The organism is Endozoicomonas sp. PH6C, from assembly GCF_059322965.1.
On the sequence record NZ_CP185342.1, the window covers coordinates 5,117,808 to 5,137,280 of the forward strand.

At 47.2% G+C, this 19,473-nt stretch carries 4 protein-coding genes; all 4 read right to left on the minus strand.

From position 1 onward, the window contains the following. Window positions 1-136: 136 nt before the first annotated feature. Window positions 137-4,252: a hypothetical protein gene (locus ACOMG9_RS18885; RefSeq protein WP_448218028.1), complete on the minus strand. Its 4,116-nt coding sequence runs from the start codon at window positions 4,250-4,252 to the stop codon at window positions 137-139. A gap of 632 nt (window positions 4,253-4,884) precedes the next feature. Next, window positions 4,885-9,117: a hypothetical protein gene (locus ACOMG9_RS18890; RefSeq protein WP_448218029.1), complete on the minus strand. Its 4,233-nt coding sequence runs from the start codon at window positions 9,115-9,117 to the stop codon at window positions 4,885-4,887. A 628-nt stretch (window positions 9,118-9,745) separates the two neighbouring features. Further along, window positions 9,746-14,251, minus strand: a complete 4,506-nt coding sequence (locus ACOMG9_RS18895; RefSeq protein WP_494529241.1) for a hypothetical protein — start codon at window positions 14,249-14,251, stop codon at window positions 9,746-9,748. Between the two features lie 382 nt (window positions 14,252-14,633). After that, a complete protein-coding gene (locus ACOMG9_RS18900; protein ID WP_448218031.1) occupies window positions 14,634-19,130 on the minus strand; it encodes a hypothetical protein in 4,497 nt (1,498 codons plus the stop codon). Window positions 19,131-19,473 lie beyond the last annotated feature (343 nt).

Sequence of the window (19,473 nt, forward strand, 5' to 3'; positions counted from 1 at the left end):
ATTCGTACGTCATCCGGCTTAAGCCTGATGATTCACGTTTACGCTAGATTTTATAGCACCGCACTGGCAAGCTTGCCATGAACGGATTTGGCAGACAGTTTGTTTTCAGAAGCCTTATCAGACGACACAAGTCTTTTTAGAAAATACTCCCACACCCATCAAGCAACTCCAGTTCCTGACAACCTTTATAAACATCAGGATCAACATCTGATAATAAAGGGTCTTGCTTTTTTAACTGTTCTATTTTGTTGCACGCCCGTTGCCTCCATGCTTCCAGTATGTGGCTAGCGCTATCGATTTTGGCTTTTTTAAGGAGTGTCACTGTATGCATAAGCTCCATTTCGCTCTCGTACTCCTCCAGTAAATTCAGTATTTCGGTGCCAAAAATTTCTGTCTGGTTCAGCTTTAACCATAAACTGCCAAACATCTGTTTTTGTGATTCCAATTCATTCTCTGGCTGACATGCTTCAGCTTGCCTGGATTGAACGTTATCCAGTTTCTGCCATTGATCTGCAATCAAATAATAGTGTTCAGATATCCCGGTGATTTTTAAAACAGTCCTGAACTGCTCTTCTGACCAGTTGCTGATGGCCATTTTTTCATCCTGTATTTCCAGCTGTGGCATTGGAAAGCGGTAGTTTTGAACTCCGTCACCTGGCACCTCAACCTCAAGCCACTGCCCTTTGACGGTAAAAGACATCTCATTGAGGTTCTGCATCAACACAACGATATAGCTCAGGGCCAACTGTTCTCCTGACTGGATTAGTCCGGAGACAGGTATCTCAACATGGTTATTGTCGGTCGTTTGCATCCCGGACAAAAAGTGATCGGGGATATCGTGATCCCAGGGTAGAAGACTATGGGTTTTGAGCAACGCTTCAAACAGTATCTGGATGCCTTCTTTGGTGATGTCATGGGTTTTTAGTTGCAGGCAGGCTTCAAGCAGCTTGCTTAACCAATGGGAAGAATGCTCTTTGCTGAGTTTTTGCAGGGCGCTTAACGAGGGAAACAGGTCGAACACAACGCGGGCGTGGCTGGCATCCAGAAAACGCAGCTGATCATCCTTTGTTAAGGGTTGCAGGATTTCCAGATAGAGCCCTTGCATATATTCGAATTTCAGCACTCCTGACAATGGTTGCAACAGAGCTGAATACTGCTCCCATAATCTTTTATCTGGCAATGACTTCAGCCGCTTGGCAAAATAGACAAAACGCTCCCTGTCTTCATCGGAAGAACACAGGAACATTGCTCTATTTAACACGCGCAAAGGCACGGTTTTCATTGAATGACGCCACAAAAAATGCCGCTCCAGTTGATTAGCCTGAAGGGAGCGTTTGACGCTTTTCCCTCCGGAAGAAGATAAAAGTCCTATCAATGATCCCAGCCTCAGAACCGTTTTAGTCTGTTCATGAAATTGGCAGAACTGTTTTAAAACCGTCCATTTTAGCGACCAGTCTGCCTTGGGGGTGGAAAGATAAAGGGCGACTGTTTTTATCTGGTGATTGTATTTATCCTCTCCTTCATTATCCGAGTTGCTGTGTTCTCCGGTAAGTTCTGCAGGCAGTAACTGTTTCAGTTGTGTTTCCCAGTGTTGCAACAGCTTGATAGCAGGTAGCCCTGCTGATACCCAGAGTCTGGGCATGATATGCAGCAGCCTGTGATTGGGCGCCCCCCGGCAACCTATCCAGTCCAGCACTTTTTTCACAGGCTCATGTTTGGGCAAGCCTTGGCCGTGACTCATGGACGAGAAAACGCGGAACAGCTTTATATTGAGCTCGCCACCCTTGTGTTTCCATTCCGGCCAGCCCAGCACCTCTTTCACTTCCTCTTGTTTGAGCATGCCTTTACTACTGTTCATGGATGAGAAGGAGCGGAATAGCTCAATACTGAACTCGCCATCCCTGTCTTTCCATTCCGACCAGACCAGCACCTCTTTCACTTCCTCATGTTTGAGTACACCCTTGCCATGACTCATAGATGAGAAGGAGCGGAACAGCTCCATATTGAACTCGCCATCTTTGTCTTTCCATTCCGGCCAGCCCAGCACCTCTTTCACTTGCTCATGTTTGAGGATGCCTTTACGGTTGTTCATGGATGAGAAGGAGCGGAACAGCTCCATACTGAATTCGCCATCCTTGTCTCTCCATTCCGGCCAGCTCAGCACCTCTTTCACTTGCTCATGTTTGAGCACGCCTTTGCCATTGTTCATGGATGAGAAGGAGCGGAACAGCTCCATACTGAACTCGCCATCCTTGTCCTTCCATTCCGGCCAGCCCAGCACCTCTCTCACTTCCTCATGTTTGAGCATGCCTTTGCCACTATTCATGGATGAGAAGGCGCGGAACAGCTCCATACTGAACTCGCCATCCTTGTCCTTCCATTCCGGCCAGCCCAGCGCCTCTCTCACTTCCTCACGTTTGAGCATGCCTTTGCCTCTATTCACAGATGAGAAGGCGCGGAACAACTTCGTACTGAACTCGCCATCCTTGTCCTTCCATTCGGGCCAGCCCAGCACCTCTTTCACTTCCTTTTGTTTGGGCATGCCTTTGCGACTATTCATGGATGAGAAGGAGCGGAACAGCTCCATACTGAACTCGCCATCCTTGTCTTTCCATTCCGGCCAACCCAGCACCTCTTTCACTTGCTCATGTTTGAGCATGCCTTTGCAATGACTCATAGACGAGAAGGAACGGAGCAGCTCCATACTGAACTCACCATCCTTGTCTTTCCATTCCGGCCAGCTCAGCACCTCTTTCACTTGCTCATGTTTGAGCATGCCTTTGCCATTGTTCATGGATGAGAAGGCGCGGAACAGCTTCATGCTGAAGTCGTCATTCTTGTCCTTCCATTCCGGCCAGTTCAACACCTCTTTCACTTGCTCATGTGTGAGCACACCTTTACCATTGTTCATTGATGAGAAGGAGCGGAACAGCTCCATATTGAACTTGCCATCCTTGTCTTTCCATTCCGGCCAGCCCAGCACCTCTTTCACTTGCTCATGTTTGAGCATGCCTTTGCCATTGTTCATGGATGAGAAGGTGCGGAACAGTTCCATATTGAACTCACCATCCTTGTCTTTCCATTCCGGCCAGCCCAGCACCTCCCTCATTTCCTCATGTTTGGGTACGCCTTGGCCATTATTCATGGACGAGAAAGAGCGGAACAGTTCGATATTGAACTCGCCATCTTTGTCTTTCCATTCTGGCCAGCCCAGTATTGCTTTCACTTGTTCATGTGTGGGCACACCTTTGCCATTATTCGTGGACGAGAAAGAAGTCACTACATCTAAACTCGCTAAATATTCGAGTTCATCCTGGCTACGCTCTGCAAAACTTCGGATATGTTTTTTACTATTACCCAGCATGCTAGTCAGCATGCCTGTATTTTTGACGTTTTTAGAAAGGTGTCCAAAAAAGGCGGCGGCATTATCGAAGAAACCATTAAAAGACTTTCTATCTACAAAACCAAGCCGCTTATAAAAAGTGTTTTTTACAGTGATGTTTTTTCTCTTGAATACCGCCACCAGGGTTTGCACTTTTTTCAGCTCTTCCTGACTTAATTCGTACCTGATATTTGCTTTTATTTTTTCCAATGGCTCATCGGGGATCTGAGTGTCTGCCGGTTTCTTTTTTTTGGCCGCTGGTTCAGCAACAGCTGTTGAATTATTTCTCTTTCTACCCGGGCCCTTCTTTTTTTTCGGAGCAGGTTCTGGTGAATCCGGTTCTGCTTCTTCCCTGATTTGTCTTACCCTTTTGTTACCTTGAATGCCCGACAGGCACTTGTTGCACAACAACGCTGAAGCTGCTGTCTGATTTGCTACACGTCCTAATTCCTGTGGATTCAATGCCTTGTCACACTTCGAACAAGTAACAACCGAATTTCCGGTATTCTGCTCAGCTGAGGGTTTCAGTGGGTCATCGCCTCCACGACCATTGGCGCCTGTCGAACCGGTTCTTCTGTTACGGGCAGCAGATCCGCTTGTCTGGCCAGTCTGACCTGTTGTTTCGGTCGTTGATGCTTTGGTCGTTCGGGAGGATGAATTCTTTTTCCCGTTACCCGCCTGTCGGCCAGAGTATTTGCCAGAAACCATCTCACGGTAAACTCTGAGTTCCTGGCCATCCTCTGCCATCCATTTCTGAACCAGCCCCGGTTGAATCGTGCCAGGGTCTGACCTTTCCAGATCAAGAAGATCGGCTTCAATCACCATGATCCGGTCTGACAAAATCCGGGACAGGGTGGTCTGGCCTGTCATAATCGCCCATAGTCGTTTGATTTGTAATATTACAAGCAGTTGCTTTTTTTGCTGCAGACAAGTTTGGACAGGATCAGGAACAAGGGTAAGGACAGGTTGGGGCTTTGGGTAAGGACTCCTGCTGTTTCTGTCAGGTGGCTTATCGTCATCCGGCGTGGGAATGCATATCCCCCCTGAAAGCCGGATACTGCGACTTGAGATAACATACGGGTCCCCACGTCTAGGGCCCACAGGGCCTAAAAGCATGGGAGTCAGGTTTTTTTGATGCCATCGAAGAGGGTGGGGCTGTTCAGATTCAGCCAACTTATGGGAATACAGAAAATAGGCGGGTAGCGGACTTGAGCCGACTAATTCCACTGCATGCAGCGGCCCACCAAATATTATCGTCACCAGCAGTGATCGAACTCTCGATATGGCCGTTTTGTTTTTTTGTGAGCGTTTCATAGATCCTGGCTTAAAAAATCAGCTTCTGTGAATCCATTCGCCATTGGGAAAAATTTGTGCGTCGTCCGGCTCAGGCCTATTGATTGACGTTTGCGGCAGACTTTATAGCAGCTCACTGGCGAGCTTGCCATAAACGGATTTGGCAGACAGTTTGTTTTTAGAAGCTTTATCAGGCGACACAAGTCTTTTTAGAAAATACTCCCACACCCATCAAGCAACTCCAGTTCCTGACAACCTTTATAAACATCAGGATCAACATCGGATAATAAAGGGTCTTGCTTTTTTAACTGTTCTATTTTGTTGCACGCCCGTTGCCTCCATGCTTCCAGTATGTGGGTAGCGCTATCGATTTTGGCTTTTTTAAGGAGGGTCACTGTATGCATAAGCTCCATTTCGCTCTCATACTCATCCAGTAAATTCAGTATTTCGCTGCCAAAAATTTCTGTCTGGTTCAGTTTTAACCATAAACTGCCAAACGCCTGTTTTTGTGGTTCCAATTCATTCTCTGGTTGACATGCTACAGTTTGCCTGAATTGAACGTTATCCAGTTTCTGCCATTGATCTGCAGTCAAATAATAGTGTTCAGATATCCCGGTGATTTTCAAAAAAGTCCTGAACTGCTCCTCTGACCAGTTGTTGATTACCATTTTTTCATCCTGTATTTCCAGCTGTGGCATTGGAAAGCGGTAGTTTTGAACTCCGTCACCTGGCACTTCAACCTCAAGCCACTGCCCTTTGACGGTAAAAGACATCTCATTGAGGTTCTGCATCAACACAGCAATATAGCTTAGGGCCAACTGTTCACCCGATTGGATAAGTCCGGAGACAGGTATCTCAACATGGTTATTGTCGGTTGTTCGCACCCCGGACAAAAAGTGATCGGGGATATCGTTATCCCAGGGTAAAAGACTATGGGTTCTGAGCAGCGCTTCGAACAGTACCTGGATGCCTTCTTTGGTGATGTCATGGGTTTTTAGTTGCAGGCAGGCTTCAAGCAGCTTCTTTAACCAATGAGAAGAATGCTCTTTGCTGAGTTTTTGCAGGGCGCTCAACGAGGGAAACGGGTCGAACACAGCCCGGGCATGACTGGCATCCAGAAAACGCAACTGATCATCCTTTGTTAAGGGTTGCAGGATTTCCAGATAGAGCCCTTGCATATATTCGAGTTTCAGCACCGCCGACAAGGATTGCAACAGGGCAGAGTACTGCTCCCATAGTCTTTTATCCGGCAATGACTTCAGCCGCTTGACAAAATAGACAAAACGCTCCCTGTCTTCATCGCAAGAACACAGAAATATTGCTCTATTTAACACGCGCAAAGGCACGGCTTTCATTGAATGATGCCACAAAAAATGCCTATCCTTTTGATTAGCCTGAAGGTAGCGTTTGACGCTTTTCCCTCCAGAAGAAGATAAAAATCCTATCAATGATTCCAGCATCAGAGCCGTTTTAGTCTCTTTATGCAATTGGCAGAACTGTTTTAAAACCATCCATGTTAGTGACCAGTCTGGCTTAGGGGTGGAAAGATAAAGAGCGACTGTTTTTATCTGGCGATTGTATTTATCATCTCCTTCATTATCCGGATTGCTGTGTTCTCCGGTAAGTTCTGTAAGCAGTAACTGTTTCAGTTGTGTTTCCTGATTTTCCAGTACTTTGATAGCAGGCAGCCCAGCAGATACCCAGAGCCTGGACATGATTTGCAGTAGCCTGTGATTGCGTGCCCCACAGTAACCTATCCAGTCCAGCACTTTTTTCACAGGCTCATGTTTGAGCATACCTCTCTTATTATTCATGGACGAAAAGGCGCGGAACAGCTTCATATTGAACTCGCCGCCCTTGTGTTTCCATTCAGACCAGCTGAGCACCTCTTTCACTTTTTCATGTTCGAGCATACCTCTGCGATTATTCATGGATGAAAAGGCGCGGAACAGCTCCATAATGAACTCGCCATCCTTGTCGCTCCATTCCGGCCAGCCCAATATCTCTTTCACTTCCTTTTGTTTGAGCATGCCTCTGCCACTGTTCATGGACGAGAAGGCGCTGAACAGCTCCATATAGAACTCGCCATCCCTGTCTTTCCATTCCGACCAGGCCAGCACCTCTTTCACTTCCTCATGTTTGAGCATACCCTTGCCACTATTCATGGATGAGAAAGAACGGAACAGCTCCATACTGAACTCTCCATTCTTGTCTTTCCATTCAGGCCAACCCAACATCTCTTTCACTTCCTTTTGTTTGAGCATGCCTTTGCCACTATTCATGGACGAGAAGACTCGGAACAGCTCCATACTGAACTCGCCATCCTTGTCTTTCCATTCCGGCCAGCCCAGCACCTCTTTCACCTCCTCTTGTTTGAGGATGCCTTTGCTATGGTTCATAGATGAGAAGGCGCGGAAAAGCTCCATACTGAACTCACCATCCTTGTCTTTCCATTCCGGCCAGCTTAGCACCTCTTTCACTTGCTGATGTTTGAGGATGCCTTTACCGTTGTTCATGGATGAGAAGGAACGGAACAACTCGATACTGAACTCGCCATTCTTGTCCTTCCATTCTGGCCAGCCCAGCACCTCTTTGACTTCCTCATGTTTAATCATACCCTTGCTGCTATTCATAGACGAGAAGGCGCGGAACAGCTCCATATTGAACTCGCCATCCTTGTCCTTCCATTCCGGCCAGCCCAGCATCTCTTTCACTTCCTTTTTTTTGAGCACGCCTTTACCACTGTTCATGGATGAGAAGGTGCGGAACAGCTCCATACTGAACTCGCCATCTTCGTCTTTCCATTCCGGCCAGCCCAGCACCTCTTTTACCTCCTTTTGCTTGAGAATGCCTTTGCCATGATGCATAGACGAGAAGGACCGGAACAGCTCCATATTGAACTCGCCATTCTTGTCTTTCCATTCCAGCCAGCCCAGTACCTCTTTCACTTCCTCATGTTTAATCATGCCCTTGCTGCTATTCATGGACGAGAAGGCGCGGAACAGCTCAATGTTGAACTCGCCATCCTTGTCTTTCCATTCTGGCCAGCCCAGCACCTCTCTAACTTCCTCATGTTTGAGGATGCCTTTGCCATGATTCATAGACGAGAGGGAGCGGAACAGCTCCATACTGAACTCGCCATCCTTGTCCTTCCATTCCGGCCAGCCCAGCACCTCTTTGACTTCCTCATGTTTAATCATGCCCTTGCAACTATTCATAGACGAGAAGGAGCGGAACAGCTCCATACTGAACTCGCCATCCCCGTCTTTCCATTCCGGCCAGCCCAGCACCTCTTTCACTTGCTCATGTTTGAGCATGCCTTTGCCATTGTTCATTGACGAGAAGGATCGGAACAACTTCGTATTAAACTCGCCATCCCTGTCTCTCCATTCTGGCCAGCCCAATATTGCTTTCACTTGTTCATGTGTGGGCACGCCATTGCCATTATTCATGGACGAGAAGGAATTCAATACATCCAGACTTGCTAAATATTCGAGTTCACTCAGGCTACGTTCTGCGAAACTAAGGATATGTTTTTTATTATTACCCAGCATGCCGGTCAGCATGCCTGTATTTTTGAAGTTTTCAGAAAGGTGTCCAAAAAAGGCGGCAGCATTATCGAAGAAACCATTAAAAGACTTTCTATCTACAAAACCAAGCCGCTTATAAAAAGTGTTTTTTACAGTGATGTTTTTTTTCTTGAATACCGCCACCAGGGTTTGCACTTTTTCCAGCTCTTCCTGACTTAATTCGTACTTGATATTTGCTTTTATTTTTTCCAACGGATCATCGGGAATTTGAGTATCTGCCGGTTTCTTTTTTTTGGCCGCTGGTTCAGCAACAGCTGTTGAACTATTTCTCTTTCTACCCGGGCCCTTCTTTTTTTTCGGAGCGGGTTCTGGTGAATCCGGTTTTGCTTCTTCCCGGATTCGTCTTACCCTTTTGTTACCTTGATTGCCCGACAGGCACTTGTCGCACAACAACGCTGAAGCTGCTGTCTGATTTGCTACGCGTTCTAGTTCCTGTGGATTCAATGCCTTGTCACACTTCGAACAAACGACAGCCGAATTTCCGGTAATCTGCTCAGCTGAGGGTTTCGGTGGGTCATCGCCTCCACGACCATTGGCGCCTGTCGAACCGGTTCTTCTGTTACGGGCAGGAGATCTGCTTGTTTGGTCGGTCTGACCTGTTGTCGCAGTCGTTGATGCTTTGGCCGTTCGGGAGGATGAATTCTTTTTCCTGTTACCCTTCTGTCGGCCAGAATATTTGCCAGAAACCATCTCACGGTAAACTCTGAGTTCCTGGCCATCCTCTGCCAGCCATGTCTGAACCAGCCCCGGTTGAATCGTGCCAAGGTCTGACCTTTCCAGATCAAGAAGATCGGCTTCAATCACCATGATCCGGTCTGACAAAATCCGGGACAGGGTGGTCTGGCCTGCCATAATCGCCCATAGTCGTTTGATTTGTAATATTACAAGTAGTTGCTTTTTTTGCTGCAGACAAGTTTGGACAGGATCAGGAATAAGGGTAAGATCAGGTTGGCGCTCTGGTTCAGGACTCCCGCTGTTTCCGTCAGGTGGCTTATCGTCATCCGGAGTGGGAATGCATATCCCCCCTGAAAGCTGGATACTGCAATTTGAGATAGCATACGAGTTCCCGCGTTTGGGACCCACAGGGTCTAAAAGCATGGGAGTCAGGGTCCATCGAAGAGGATCGGGCTGTTCAGGTTCAGCTAACTTATGTGAATACAGGAAATAGGCTGGTAGCGAGCTTGAGCCGACTAATTCCAGTGCATGCAGCAGCCCAGCAAATATTATCGACACCAGCAGAAGCAGTGATCGAACCCTCGATAAGGCCGTTTTGTTTTTTTGTGCGCGTTTCATAGATCCAGGCTTAAAAAATCAGCTTCTGTGAATCCATTCGCTATTGGGAAAAATTTGTGCGTCGTCCGGCTCAGAACTATTGATTGACGTTTGCGGCAGACTTTATAGCAGCTCACTGGCGAGCTAGCCATAAACGGATTAGGCAGATAGTTTTTTTTAGAAGCTTTATCAGACGACACAAGTCTTTTTAGAAAATACTCCCACACCCATCAAGCAACTCCAGTTCCTGACAACCCTTATAAACATCAGGATCAACATCTGATAATAAAGGGTCTTGCTTTTTTAACTGTTCTATTTTGTTGCACGCCCGTTGCCGCCATTCTTCCAGTATGTGGGTAGCGCTATCAATTTTGGCTTTTTTAAGGAGGGTCACTGTATGCATAAGCTCCATTTCGCTCTCGTACTCCTCCAGTAAATTCAGTATTTCGCTGCCAAAAATTTCTGTCTGGTTCAGCTTTAACCATAAACTGGAAAATGCCTGTTTTTGTGGTTCCAATTCATTTTCTGGCTGACATGCCACAGTGGATTGAACGTTATCCAGTTTCTGCCATTGATCTGCAGTTAAATAATAGTGTTCAGATATCCCGGTGATTTTCAAAACAGTCCTGAACTGCTCTTCTGACCAGTTGCTGATGACCATTTTTTCATCCTGTATTTCCAGCTGTGGCATTGGAAAGCGGTAGTTTTGAACTCCGTCACCTGGCACCTCAACCTCAAGCCACTGCCCTTTGACGGTAAACGACATCTCATTAAGGTTCTGCATCAACACAGCGATATAGCTCAGGGCCAACTGTTCTCCTGACTGGATAAGTCCGGAGACAGGTATCTCAACATGGTTATTGTCGGTTGTTCGCATCCCGGATAGAAAGTAATCGGGGATATCGTGATCCCAAGGTAGAAGACTATGGGTTTTGAGCAGCGCTTCGAACAGTATCTGGATGCCTTCTTTGGTGATGTCATGGGTTTTAAGTCGAAGGCAGGATTCAAGCAACTTGTTTAACCAATGGGAAGAATGCTCTTTGCTGAGTTTTTGCAGGGCGCTCAACGAGGGAAACAAATCGAATACAGCCCGGGCATGGCTGGCATCCAGAAAACGCAGCTGATCATCTTTTGTTAAGGGTTGGAGAATTTCCAGATAGAGCCCTTGCATATATTCGAGTTTCAGCACCCCTGACAATGCTTGCAATAGGGCAGAGTACTGCTCCCATAGTCTTTTATCCGGCAATGACTTCAGCCGCTTGACAAAATAGACAAAACGCTCCCTGCCTTCATCGGAAGAACACAGGAACATTGCTCTATTTAACATGTGCAAAGGCACGGCTTTTATTGAATGACGCCACAAAAAATGCTGATCCTGTTGATTAGCCTGAAGGTAGCGTTTGACGCTTTTCCCTCCAGAAGAAGATAAAAATCCTATCAATGATTCCAGCATCAGAAGCGTTTTAGCCTCTTTATGCAATTGGCAGAACTGTTTTAAAACCGTCCATTTTAGCGACCAGTCTGGCTTAGGGGTGGAAAGATAAAGAGCGACTGTTTTTATCTGGCGTTTGTATTTATCCTCTTCATCATCTGAGTCGCTATTGTATTCATCATCTCCTTCATTATCCGGGTTGCTGTGTTCTCCTGTAAGCTCTTTAAGCAGTAACTGTTTCAGTTGTGTTTCCCGTTGTTGCAGCATCTTGATAGCAGGTAGCCCTGCTGATGCCCAGAGCCTGGTCATAATTTGCAGTAGCCAATGGTTCAGTGCCCCCTGGTAACCTATCCAGTCCAGCACTTTTTTCACAGACTCATATTTGGGCAAACACTGGCCATTATTCATGGACGAAAAAGCGCGGAACAGCTCAATACTGAACTCACCATCCTTGTCTTTCCACTCCGGCCAGCCCAGTACCTTTCTTACTTCCTCATGTTTGAGCATGCCTCTGCCATTTTTCATGGATGAAAAGGCACGGAACAGCACCATGCTGAACTCGACATCCTTGTCTTTCCATTCAGGCCAACCCAACATCTCTTTTACTTCATTTTGTTTGAGCATGCCTCTGGCATTATTCATGGACGAGAAGGCGCGGAACAGCTCAATACTGAACTCACCATCCTTGTCTTTCCACTCCGGCCAGCCCAGTACCTCTCTTACTTCCTCATGTTTGAGCATGCCTTTGCCACTATTCATGGACGAGAAGGCGCAGAACAGCTCCATATTGAACTCGCCATCCTTGTCTTTCCATTCCGGCCAGCCCAACATCGCTTTCACTTCCTTTTGTTTGAGCATGCCTTTGCCACTATTCATGGAGGAGAAGGAGCGGAACAGCTCCATACTGAACTCGCCATACTTGTCATTCCATTCCGGCCAGCCCAGCACCTCTTTCGCTTGCTCATGTTTGAGCATGCCTTTGCCATTGTTCATTGACGAGAAGGATCGGAACAACTTCGTATTAAACTCGCCATCCCTGTCTTTCCATTCCGGCCAGTTCAGCACCTCTTTCACTTCCTCTTGTTTGAGCATGCCTTTGCCACTATTCATGGATGAGAAGGAGCGGAACAGCTCCATGCTGAACTCGCCATCCTCATCTTTCCATTCCGGCCAACCCAGCACCTCTTTCACTTGCTCATGTTTGAGCATGCCTTTGCCATTGTTCATAGACGAGAAGGCGCGGAACAGCTCTTTAATGAACTCGCCATCCTTGTCCTTCCATTCCGGCCAGGACAGCACCTCTTTCACTTGTTCTTGTTTGAGCATGCCTTTGCCACTATTCATTGACGAAAAGGATCGGAACAACTTCGTATTAAACTCGCCATCCCTGTCTTTCCATTCCGGCCAGCCCAGCACCTTTTTCACTTCCTTTTTTTTGAGCGCGCCTTTACCATTGTTCATGGATGAGAAGGAGCGGAACAGCTCCATACTGAACTCGCCATCCTTGTCTTTCCATTCCGGCCAGCCCAGCACCTCTTTCACTTGTTCATGTGTGGGCACGCCTTTACCATTGTTCATGGATGAGAAGGAGCGGAACAGCTCCATACTGAACTCGCCATCCTTGTCCTTCCATTCCGGCCAGCCCAGCACCTCTTTCACTTCCTCATGTTTAATCATGCCCTTGCTGCTATTCATGGACGAGAAGGCACGGAACAGCTCAATGTTGAGCTCACCATCCTCGTCCTTCCATTCCGGCCAGCCCAGCACCTCTTTCACTTGTTCATGTGTGGGCACGCCTTTACCATTGTTCATGGATGAGAAGGAGCGGAACAGCTCCATACTGAACTCGCCATCCTTGTCCTTCCATTCCGGCCAGCCCAGCACCTCTTTCACTTGCTCATGTTTGAGCATGCCTTTGCCATTGTTCATTGACGAGAAGGAGCGGAACAACTTCGTATTAAACTCGCCATCCCTGTCTCTCCATTCTGGCCAGCCCAATATTGCTTTCACTTGTTCATGTGTGGGCACGCCATTGCCATTATTCATGGACGAGAAGGAATTCAATACATCCAGACTTGCTAAATATTCGAGTTCACTCAGGCTACGTTCTGCGAAACTAAGGATATGTTTTTTATTATTACCCAGCATGCCGGTCAGCATGCCTGTATTTTTGAAGTTTTCAGAAAGGTGTCCAAAAAAGGCGGCAGCATTATCGAAGAAACCATTAAAAGACTTTCTATCTACAAAACCAAGCCGCTTATAAAAAGTGTTTTTTACAGTGATGTTTTTTTTCTTGAATACCGCCACCAGGGTTTGCACTTTTTCCAGCTCTTCCTGACTTAATTCGTACTTGATATTTGCTTTTATTTTTTCCAACGGATCATCGGGAATTTGAGTATCTGCCGGTTTCTTTTTTTTGGCCGCTGGTTCAGCAACAGCTGTTGAACTATTTCTCTTTCTACCCGGGCCCTTCTTTTTTTTCGGAGCGGGTTCTGGTGAATCCGGTTTTGCTTCTTCCCGGATTCGTCTTACCCTTTTGTTACCTTGATTGCCCGACAGGCACTTGTCGCACAACAACGCTGAAGCTGCTGTCTGATTTGCTACGCGTTCTAGTTCCTGTGGATTCAATGCCTTGTCACACTTCGAACAAACGACAGCCGAATTTCCGGTAATCTGCTCAGCTGAGGGTTTCGGTGGGTCATCGCCTCCACGACCATTGGCGCCTGTCGAACCGGTTCTTCTGTTACGGGCAGGAGATCTGCTTGTTTGGTCGGTCTGACCTGTTGTCGCAGTCGTTGATGCTTTGGCCGTTCGGGAGGATGAATTCTTTTTCCTGTTACCCTTCTGTCGGCCAGAATATTTGCCAGAAACCATCTCACGGTAAACTCTGAGTTCCTGGCCATCCTCTGCCAGCCATGTCTGAACCAGCCCCGGTTGAATCGTGCCAAGGTCTGACCTTTCCAGATCAAGAAGATCGGCTTCAATCACCATGATCCGGTCTGACAAAATCCGGGACAGGGTGGTCTGGCCTGCCATAATCGCCCATAGTCGTTTGATTTGTAATATTACAAGTAGTTGCTTTTTTTGCTGCAGACAAGTTTGGACAGGATCAGGAATAAGGGTAAGATCAGGTTGGCGCTCTGGTTCAGGACTCCCGCTGTTTCCGTCAGGTGGCTTATCGTCATCCGGAGTGGGAATGCATATCCCCCCTGAAAGCTGGATACTGCAATTTGAGATAGCATACGGGTTCCCGCGTTTGGGACCCACAGGGTCTAAAAGCATGGGAGTCAGGGTCCATCGAAGAGGATCGGGCTGTTCAGGTTCAGCTAACTTATGTGAATACAGGAAATAGGCTGGTAGCGAGCTTGAGCCGACTAATTCCAGTGCATGCAGCAGCCCAGCAAATATTATCGACACCAGCAGAAGCAGTGATCGAACCCTCGATAAGGCCGTTTTGTTTTTTTGTGCGCGTTTCATAGATCCAGGCTTAAAAAATCAGCTTCTGTGAATCCATTCGCTATTGGGAAAAATTTGTGCGTCGTCCGGCTCAGAACTATTGATTGACGTTTGCGGCAGACTTTATAGCAGCTCACTGGCGAGCTAGCCATAAACGGATTTGGCAGATAGTTTTTTTTAGAAGCTTTATCAGACGACACAAGTCTTTTTAGAAAATACTCCCACACCCATCAAGCAACTCCAGTTCCTGACAACCCTTATAAACATCAGGATCAACATCTGATAATAAAGGGTCTTGCTTTTTTAACTGTTCTATTTTGTTGCACGCCCGTTGCCGCCATTCTTCCAGTATGTGGGTAGCGCTATCAATTTTGGCTTTTTTAAGGAGGGTCACTGTATGCATAAGCTCCATTTCGCTCTCGTACTCCTCCAGTAAATTCAGTATTTCGCTGCCAAAAATTTCTGTCTGGTTCAGCTTTAACCATAAACTGGAAAATGCCTGTTTTTGTGGTTCCAATTCATTTTCTGGCTGACATGCCACAGTGGATTGAACGTTATCCAGTTTCTGCCATTGATCTGCAGTTAAATAATAGTGTTCAGATATCCCGGTGATTTTCAAAACAGTCCTGAACTGCTCTTCTGACCAGTTGCTGATGGCCATTTTTTCATCCTGTATTTCCAGCTGTGGCATTGGAAAGCGGTAGTTTTGAACTCCGTCACCTGGCACTTCAACCTCAAGCCACTGACCTTTGACGGTGAAAGACATCTTATTGAGGTTCTGCATCAATACAGCAATATAGCTCAGGGCCAACTGTTCTCCTGACTGGATAAGTCCGGAGACAGGTATCTCAGCATGGTTATTGTCGGTTGTTCGCATCCCGGACAGAAAGTGATCGGGGATATTGTGATCCCAGGGTAGAAGACTATGGGTTTTGAGCAGCGCTTCAAACAGTATCTGGATGCCTTCTTTGGTGATGTCATGGTTTTTTAGTTGCAGGCAGGCTTCAAGCAGCTTCTTTAACCAATGGCAAGAATGCTCTTTGCTGAGTTTTTGCAGGGCGCTCAACGAGGGAAACAGGTCCAACACAACCCGGGCATGGCTGGCATCCAGAAAACGGAGCTGATCATCCTTTGTTAAGGGTTGCAGGATTTCCAGATAGAGCCCTTGCATATATTCGAGTTTCAGCACTCCTGACAATGATTGCAACAGAGCTGAATACAGCTCCCATAGTCTTTTATCCGGCAATGTCTTCAGCCGCTTGGCAAAAAAGACAAAACGCTCCCTGTCTTCATCAGAAGAACAAAGGAACATTGCTCTATTTAACACGCACAAAGGCACGGCTTTCATTGAATGACGCCACAAAAAATGCCGATCCTGTTGATTAGCCTGAAGGTAGCGCTCGACACTTTTCTCTCCAGAAGAAGATAAAAGCCCTATCAATGATGCCAGCATCAGAGCCGTTTTAGTCTCTTTATGCAATTGGCAGAACTGTTTTAAAACCGTCCATGTCAGTGACCAGTCTGGCTTAGGGGTGTAAAGATAAAGAGCGACTGTTTTTATCTGGCGATTGCATTTGTCATCCTCTTCATTCTCTGAATCGCTATCGTATTGGTCATCTCCTTTATTATTCGAGTTGTTATGTTCTCCGGTAAATTCTGTAAACAGCCACTGTTTCAGTTGTGTTTCCCGGTGTTGCAGCACCTCAGTAACAGGTAGTCCTGCTGATGCCCACAGCCTGGTCATAATTTGCAGCAGACTATGATTGGGTGCCCGCCGGTAACCTATCCAGCCCAGCACTTTTTTCACAGGCTCATGTTTGGGCAAGCCCTGGCCATTATTCATGGACGAAAAAGCCCGGAACAACTTCAGATTGAACTGGTCACCCCTGTGTTTCCATTCCGGCCAGCCCAGCACCTCTTTCACTTGCTGATGCCAGAGCACACCCTGACCATGATTCATCGACGAGAAAGCGCGTAATAACTTCGTATTGAACACACCATCTCTGTCTTTCCATTCCGGCCAGCCCAGCACCTCTTTCACTTGCTTATGTTTGAGCATGCTTTTGCCATGATTCATAGACGAGAAGGCGCGGAACAGCTCCATATTGAACTCGCCATCCTTGTCTCTCCATTCTGGCCAACCCAGCACCTCTTTCACTTGTTCATGTTTGAGCATACCTTTGCCATAATTCATAGATGAGAAGGCGCGGAACAGCTCCATACTGAACTCGCCATCCTTGTCTTTCCATTCCGGCCAGCCCAGCACCTCTTTCACTTCCTCATGTTTGAGCACGCCTTTGCCATTATTCATGGATGAGAAGGAGCGGAACAGCTCCATACTGAACTCGCCATCCTTGTCTTTCCATTCCGGCCAGCCCAGTACCTCTTTCACTTGCTCATGTTTGAGCATGCCTTTGCCATGATTCATAGATGAGAAGGAGCGGAACAGCTCCATATTGAATTCGCCATCCTTGTCCTTCCATTCCGGCCAGCCCAGCACCTCTTTCACTTCCTTTTGTTTGGGCATGCCTTTGCCGTTATTCATAGACGAGAAGGCGCGGAACAGCTCCATACTGAACTCGCCATCCTTGTCTTTCCATTCCGGCCAGCCCAGCACCTCTTTCACTTGCTCATGTTTGAGCATGCCTTTGCCATGATTCATAGATGAGAAGGTGCGGAACAGCTCCATACTGAACTCGCCATCCTTGCCTTTCCATTCCGACCAACCCAGCACCTCTTTCACTTGCTCATGTTTCAGGATGCCTTTGCCATGGTTCGTAGACGAGAAGGAACGGAACAACTCCATACCGAACTCGCCATCCTCATCTTTCCATTCCGGCCAGCCCAGCACCTCTTTCACTTCCCTGTGTTTGAACATGCCTTTCTGACTATGCATGGATGAGAAGGAGCGGAACAGCTCCATATTGAACTCGCCATCCTTGTCTTTCCATTCCGGCCAACCCAGAACCTCTCTAACTTCCTCATGTCTGAGGATGCCTTTGCCATGACTCATAGACGAGAAGGAACGGAGCAGCTCCATACTGAACTCACCATCCTTGTCTTTCCATTCCGGCCAGCTCAGCACTTCTTTCACTTGCTCATGTTTGAGCATGCCCTTGCCATTGTTCATGGATGAGAAGGAGCGGAGCAGCTCCATACTGAACTCACCATCCTTGTCTTTCCATTCCGACCAACCCAGCACCTCTTTCACTTGCTCATGTTTCAGGATGCCCTTGCCATGGTTCATAGACGAGAAGGATCGGAACAATTCCATACTGAACTCACCATCCTCGCCTTTCCATTCCGGCCAGCCCAGCACCTCTTTCACTTCCTCTTGTTTGAGCATGCCTTTACCACTGTTCATGGATGAGAAGGCGCGGAACAGTTCCATACTGAACTCACCATCCTTGTCTTTCCATTCCGACCAGGCCAGCACCTCTTTCACTTCCTCATGTTTGAGCATGCCTTTACTACTGTTCATGGATGATAAGGAGCGGAACAGTTCCATACTGAACTCGCCATCCTTGTCTTTCCACTCCGGCCAGCCCAGCACCTCTTTTACTTGTTCATGTTTCAGCATGCCTTTGCCACAATTCATTGACGAGAAGGATCGGAACAACTTCGTATTAAACTCACCATCCCTGTCTTTCCACTCTGGCCAGCCCAGTATTCCTTTCACTTGTTCATGTGTGGGCACGCCTTTGCCATTATTCATGGACGAGAAAGAAGTCACTACATCTAAATTCGCTAAATATTCGAGTTCATCCTGGCTACGCTCTGCAAAGCTACGGATATGTTTTTTGCTATTGTTCAGCATGCCGGTCAGCATGCCTGTATTTTTGAAGTTTTCAGAAAGGTGCCCAAAAAAGCCGACGGCATTATCGAAGAAGCCATTAAAAGAATCTCTATCTACGAAACCAAGCAGCTTATAAAAAGTGTTTTTTACAGTGATGTTTTTTTTCTTGAATATCGCCATCAGGGTTTGCACTTTTTTCAGCTCTTCCTGACTTAATTCGTACTTGATATTTGCTTTTATTTTTTCTAGCGGATCATCGGCAATTTGAGTGTCTGGCGGTTTCTTTTTTTTGGCCGGTGGTTCAGTAACAGCTGTTGAATTATTTCTCTTTCTACCTGACTCCTTCTTTTTTTTCGGAGCGGGTTCTGGTGAATCCGGTTCTGCTTCTTCCCTGATTTGTCTTACCCTTTTGTTACCTTGAATGCCCGACAGGCACTTGTTGCACAACAACGCTGAAGCTGCTGTCTGATTTGCTACACGTCCTAATTCCTGTGGATTCAATGCCTTGTCACACTTCGAACAAGTAACAACCGAATTTCCGGTATTCTGCTCAGCTGAGGGTTTCAGTGGGTCATCGCCTCCACGACCATTGGCGCCTGTCGAACCGGTTCCCAAGTTACGGGCAGAAGATCCACTTGTCTGGCCGGTCTGAACTGTTGTTGCGGTCGTTGATGCTTTGGTCGTTCGGGAGGATGAATTCTTTTTCCCGTTACCCGCCTGTCGGCCAGAGTATTTGCCAGAAACCATCTCACGGTAAACTGTGAGTTCCTGGCCATCCTCTGCCATCCATTTCTGAACCAGCCCCGGTTGAATCGTGCCAAGGTCTGACCTTTCCAGATCAAGAAGATCGGCTTCAATCACCATGATCCGGTCTGACAAAATCCGGGACAGGGTGGTCTGGCCTGTCATAATCGCCCATAGTCGTTTGATTTGTAATATTACAAGCAGTTGCTTTTTTTGCTGCAGACAAGTTTGGACAGGATCAGGAACAAGGGTAAGGACAGGTTGGGGCTTTGGGTAAGGACTCCTGCTGTTTCTGTCAGGTGGCTTATCGTCATCCGGCGTGGGAATGCATATCCCCCCTGAAAGCCGGATACTGCGACTTGAGATAACATACAGGTCCCCACGTCTAGGGCCCACAGGGCCTAAAAGCATGGGAGTCAGGTTTTTTTGATGCCATCGAAGAGGGTGGGGCTGTTCAGATTCAGCCAACTTATGGGAATACAGAAAATAGGCGGGTAGCGGACTTGAG

Coding starts and splice junctions, on each gene's coding strand:
- ACOMG9_RS18885 (WP_448218028.1), bottom strand. CDS start 4,252: ATGACAGGCCAGACCACCCTGTCCCGGATTTTGTCAGACCGGATCATG.
- ACOMG9_RS18890 (WP_448218029.1), bottom strand. CDS start 9,117: ATGGCAGGCCAGACCACCCTGTCCCGGATTTTGTCAGACCGGATCATG.
- ACOMG9_RS18895 (WP_494529241.1), bottom strand. CDS start 14,251: ATGCTTTTAGACCCTGTGGGTCCCAAACGCGGGAACCCGTATGCTATC.
- ACOMG9_RS18900 (WP_448218031.1), bottom strand. CDS start 19,130: ATGACAGGCCAGACCACCCTGTCCCGGATTTTGTCAGACCGGATCATG.